Origin of the sequence: Azospirillum sp. ST 5-10, from assembly GCF_051225715.1 — a bacterium.
Classification (GTDB): domain Bacteria; phylum Pseudomonadota; class Alphaproteobacteria; order Azospirillales; family Azospirillaceae; genus Azospirillum.
The window spans coordinates 1-706 of the sequence record NZ_JBPJSP010000103.1 but is presented as its reverse complement, the minus strand read 5'-3'; the positions used below and the strand labels follow the sequence as shown (position 1 = coordinate 706).

1 protein-coding gene is annotated in these 706 nt (G+C 66.3%); it reads left to right on the top strand.

Features of this window, described 5'->3' with window-relative positions; genetic code table 11:
• On the top strand, positions 1-706 hold a 706-nt coding region (locus ACSBPG_RS32010), incomplete at both ends, for an amino acid ABC transporter ATP-binding protein (protein ID WP_435541299.1).

Below are 706 nucleotides of genomic sequence, written 5' to 3'. Positions count from 1 at the left end.
TCGGCGTGAACAAGTGGTACGGCGAGTTCCATGTGCTGCGGAACATCGACCTGACGGTGCGGCGCGGCGAGCGGATCGTCATCTGCGGCCCCTCGGGCTCGGGCAAGTCGACCCTGATCCGCTGCCTCAACCGGCTCGAGGAGCACCAGAAGGGCCGCATCGTCATCGACGGCATCGAGCTGACCGGCAACCTGAAGAACATCGAGCTGGTGCGCCGCGAGGTCGGCATGGTGTTCCAGCACTTCAACCTGTTCCCCCACCTGACGGTGCTGGAGAACTGCACGCTCGCCCCCGTCTGGGTGCGCCGCCGCCCCAAGGCGGAGGCCGAGGCCGAGGCCCTGAAGTACCTGGAACGGGTGCAGATCGCCGACCAGGCCCACAAGTACCCGGGCCAGCTCTCGGGCGGCCAGCAGCAGCGCGTCGCCATCGCCCGGTCCTTGTGCATGAACCCGCGCATCATGCTGTTCGACGAGCCGACCTCGGCGCTCGACCCGGAGATGGTCAAGGAGGTGCTCGACGTCATGGTCGGCCTCGCCTCCTCGGGCATGACCATGCTGTGCGTCACCCACGAGATGGGCTTCGCCAAGTCGGTCGCCGACCGCGTCATCTTCATGGACCGCGGCGAGATCGTCGAGCAGAACACCCCCGGCGAATTCTTCAGCAATCCCAAGTCCGACCGCACCAAGCTGTTCCTCAGCCAGATCCT